The organism is Flavobacteriales bacterium (assembly GCA_013214975.1).
Lineage (GTDB): Bacteria > Bacteroidota > Bacteroidia > DT-38 > DT-38 > DT-38.
Map to the genome: position 1 here is coordinate 1 of JABSPR010000404.1, position 4388 is coordinate 4388.

At 35.6% G+C, this 4388-nt stretch carries 4 protein-coding genes; 1 reads left to right on the forward strand and 3 read right to left on the reverse strand.

Annotated features, from left to right (window positions below; all coding sequences use genetic code 11):
- Positions 1 to 55: 55 nt before the first annotated feature.
- On the reverse strand, positions 56 to 2410 hold the full coding sequence (locus HRT72_12670) for an outer membrane beta-barrel protein (protein NQY68559.1): 2355 nt from the start codon (positions 2408 to 2410) through the stop codon (positions 56 to 58).
- 404 nt (positions 2411 to 2814) lie between these two features.
- Between HRT72_12670 and HRT72_12675 the strand changes: the two genes are divergently transcribed.
- Positions 2815 to 3654, forward strand: coding sequence for a hypothetical protein (locus HRT72_12675; protein ID NQY68560.1), 840 nt, complete (start codon positions 2815 to 2817; stop codon positions 3652 to 3654).
- On the opposite strand, the gene HRT72_12680 is transcribed toward HRT72_12675, so the two are convergent.
- Together HRT72_12680 and HRT72_12685 are read right to left on the reverse strand one after the other, a co-directional pair.
- Positions 3655 to 3912: a hypothetical protein gene (locus tag HRT72_12680; protein NQY68561.1), complete on the reverse strand. Its 258-nt coding sequence runs from the start codon at positions 3910 to 3912 to the stop codon at positions 3655 to 3657.
- Between the two features lie 11 nt (positions 3913 to 3923).
- On the reverse strand, positions 3924 to 4388 hold a 465-nt coding region (locus tag HRT72_12685; GenBank protein ID NQY68562.1), incomplete at its 5' end, for a YihY/virulence factor BrkB family protein.

Sequence of the window (4388 nt, forward strand, 5' to 3'; positions counted from 1 at the left end):
ATTTTTTAATCAAGATATCTTGAGTTAGAATATTAGAACGTAAAAGTATTGTTCATTATCTAAATTCAACACCACTGCTACGGTCTTCTTCTAACGATTCATTAGAATAAGTAGGTGCTTCTAGTTTCCCAAACTTGTAGGAGACCACAAATCGGACATATCTCGAATCGGTGAAGTAGTGGTCTTCCATTGATGTTCCAGTAAAACTTTGCCAAAAACTAAATTGTTGATTGGTAATGTTTTCTGCTAATACGTTAATGCGTAGCTTTTTATTTTCCGAGGTGTAATAAATTCCGGGAGAAATAAAAAGCATTTGACCTACTTCAACAAATCCTGCTTGCACTCTGGAGTCGTAACTAAAAGTTGAGCTGAGCTTTAGTTTTTTGTTAATTCTATAATCAAGTCTTGTCCAATAATTCAGACTAATTTTATTTTCGTAAGAATTAGAATTAATAAAATTATCGGCTTCGAAATAGCTAAGTCCAAGCCAATTCGAAATGGAAAATTTATCGCCCTCCCAATCATAATAGCCATCAATTCGGTATTGATTTAGATACTTTCCATTAAACTGAATGTTATAGAAATAATTTGCCGAATCGTTCGAAGCTGTCATCGCCTCATAAAAAGGATTTTTTGCATGGAGATAGCTAATATTAATATATCCTTCTAATAAACCTAATTCTACAGAATGTCGATAAGTTGGTTTTAACCTGCCGTTTCCAATGGTGAAAACATTGCCACCTTCATAAACTGATGCAGCCCCAATAGCCTCATAATTTGGTCTTCGAATACTTGTAGAGTAGCTAAGTGTTGCGCTTTCACGGAAAGAGAAACTACCGGTGGGGAATAGATTTAACAAAGAGGTATCCATGGTTTTAATGTCATCTCCAGATCCTGAATTTGTGGTATGTGCCTGTTCTCCTCTTAAGCCAAGCGTGTAACTACTCTTGTTTATTTCATCAGAAAACTGGAAGTAAACGGCATTGATGTTTTCGTCGTAAGCTGCTTTACTACTTAAGTCATTGTATCCTGAGTTTTCGTCGGAACTTAATTTAACTACGTTATTACTAGTGCCATAAATAACTTTCGCTCCAGCTTCAATGTATCTACTTTCATTCAAGTATCTTGTATAATCTAACTGATAGTTCATATACTGATACTTGTTCTTTTGGGTACTTAATATTTCTTCCTGGTAGTCTCCTGTGGTTTCTAATATATTGTAATTAAGATTTCCTGAGTTTTGGCCTAGGTCGGCTCCAATAAAAAGATTACTTCCTAAGGTGTCTAAATTGTTTTTGTAGTTCAATGTAATCTGGCCCCATAATACATTGCTGATTTCAGAACGAGTCACATCCGAAAATCGATCTTCCAATATTGGACTAATCTTCGTGTTCTCATTTGTCATTTCGAAATTCGTTCTATCGTAATTAGTCGTTAGTTGAGCACTAATTTGTTGATCATTTTTTAAATAGAATTCTGTACCTAATCTGTTTTCATGAAAATTGCCAGGTTTGTTATGGAATTTGTACTTCCAGAACGATTCGTTTCCAAAATCTAGATCTGATTTAATTTGGAAGTTTTCTTCGTTTACGATAGTACCAGTATAGGTTTGGTAATTCATCATAATTGAATATTTCTCTTTCTTTAGGTTATAGGTTAATGTGGGTTCAAATTTTACTTGGCCGTAGTCTAGCGTATAGTCGATATTGTTTCGTACAACTAATTGAGAACCTATTAAGTGAAAGTTTTTTGTGATGATATTTATCACAGCAGCCACATCGGCGTCGTACTTTGCAGATGGATTCGTGATTATTTCCATATTCACGATTTCCTTTACCGGTATCTGTTTCGCAATATATAGAGAGACTCGTTTACCATCTACATAAATAACAGCGGTTCCCTTACCCATAACTTCAACGACGTCGTTCCTGACTTTAACACGCGGGGATTTTCTGAGTAATTCTTCTATATCCTGACTTTCACTTAGAATAGTATTAGCCACATTAACTACAATTTTACCTGCTTTGGCTTCAAAAACCGGAACCTTGGCTTGAATTGTTACCTCTTCTAATTGAAGATCTGGTAATAGATTTGTCGGAGGTATTATTAGTGCGGCTTCATTTTCTTTATTTGATATTGCAAGCACTGTATCTCGATATCCAAGTGCGGTTATTTTTACAAGTATTCTTGATTCTGAAATACCATCAAGCTCAAATTTACCATCCATAAAAAAATTTCCTTTCAGCAGGGAGGAGTCTTTTATGGAAAAGACTATAATATTCCCCATTTCAATAGGAGATTTATTGGTATCGAAGACTTCACCTTCTATCTTATATGAAGAGGAGGATTGGGCGAACAAAGATGTTGTGATGAACATCAATGAGTAGATAAGGAGAATGTATTGAGTCAATTTGAGAATGTTTGGTTAATAGTAAAATTATACAATTTGTATAGGTGCTCAACTATATAATGGGTTTTAAATATTTCTTCATAAGCGAATTGGAGAAACTAACATGCTTATTTATTAATGAGTAGAAATATGGAGGGTTCAGTTAATATATTACAGAATAACTGTTTCCTTTTTTAAAGGAAAGTGAATATTTAGGCGTATTTCGAGAGAATGATGACACTATTTATAACTCGAATACGAAAATTGAGTAGACGTTCTGTAACCATTGGTATTAAAGGGGTAATTGGAAACGTCACATTGTCAGTAGATTGTGAAATTATATCGATATTTCTCGATATCTCGTCTCTCTAAGTCAGGGCAATAGCCTATTTTAGTCGCCCTATTTTAGTTAATAAACGGAATTTATGAGATATTGCAAAGGGATTATAATGCTACTTATGGTATGTGTTGTGATAGGATGTGGGGAGAGCGAGCAAGCAATTGTTCAAGAAGTTTATGATTATGAGAGAGACTCACTTTTAATCGAGGGCTACGAAGAAGAACTTCCAATGGTACAATCGGCTGTTTGGGAAACCGCCAAGGGATATGAGAAAATGATAACCGCTGGCTTTAAGTACAGCAGCTTGTATTCGTTAGCACCAGCCAGAGTAAGTCAATATATAACAAATAAAGAAAAGGCTCTAGGACTTGGTGCGTTTTGCTCCTACGTTTCGTATGCCACTATGAACGGTCAATTTCAGGATGCGCTTAATGGACTTAATGCAATATTGAAATTGGCAGACGATTTAAAAGTGCGAAAAGCATTTGATAAGGATTTACTTACAGAGATTATTAAAAGCGCAAAAGACAGCACTATAGATGTTGCAGCTGTTTTACAAGACGCAGTTGATCAAGCAGAAAAACATATGCATTCCAATAACAGAGCTGAACTTGCTACTATTATGATTGCAGGTGGATGGATAGAAGCAATGTACGTTTCACTATCGATGGTAAATGCCAATTACGATAAGGTTAACGACGGTATTAAGTTGAGTGTGTGGAGTCACAGCTATAAATATCAAAGTGTCATGAAATTACTTGCAATTTTTGAAGATTCGAAAGATTGTCGAGCCGTTGAGGGTGTTCTAAAAGATTTACGTAAACCAGTTTGGGGAATGATGTCGTCGCCCCGTGGATTAAGTCAACAAGAATTGGTGGCTCTTCAGAGCTCAATTGGTGAGGCTCGTCAGAGTTTATTAGCTTAATTATTTACAAGCCTTTATTCCTTCCTTGTACCCTTTCTTGAAATTATCTAGTTGATCGGCGTTAACATTCTCCAAAGCTTCCGTGTATTCTTTTGTGGCATTGGTAAGACATTTAGCTTTTTCTTTTAATCCGTTAGCAGATTGATTGCAGCTGCAATAATCGGCTGTGATTTTTTTAGCACTATATTCAACGCCACAAGAAGCTAAAGAAAATACGAGTAAAACAGATGCGAGGTAAATAGATTTTTTATTTCTCATAGTAGGTTTTGTTAATGGTTTTTTGCCGGTATTGCTGTAATAGGATCTCCTGTTTTTTTCGCATAGAGTAAGGTAAATACACCTCCAAAATAGAGAATGCAAGACGAATAAAAGATCCAAACAAATACTGCGATTAAAGCTCCTGCGGCACCAAAACTGTTTCCAAAATCGGTTGTACCCATTTTGTACGCAATGCCTATTTGCCCAAGTTCGAAAAAGATGGCAGTCAATAAACCGCCTCGAAGTACCACTTTCCAGGAAACTCTCGCATCCGGTAAAAACTTAAAAATACCCGCGAACATAATTAGATTGATAGAGAGAGTTACTACATATTCGAGAATAAAAAACCCGAATGAAAAGTATTCGTCATATAAATAATTTATTTGATGTGCTAAGTTGTTTAGCATTGGTGAGGCTGTATTTGCATTGCTGAACGTACTGTCTATTGATGTGCCAAAGTAGTGACCAATAGCCGA

What these genes read in the sequence shown, in the direction of transcription:
- HRT72_12680 (NQY68561.1), bottom strand. Translation starts at nt 3,912, where the DNA reads ATGAGAAATAAAAAATCTATTTACCTCGCATCTGTTTTACTCGTATTT.
- HRT72_12675 (NQY68560.1), top strand. Translation starts at nt 2,815, where the DNA reads ATGAGATATTGCAAAGGGATTATAATGCTACTTATGGTATGTGTTGTG.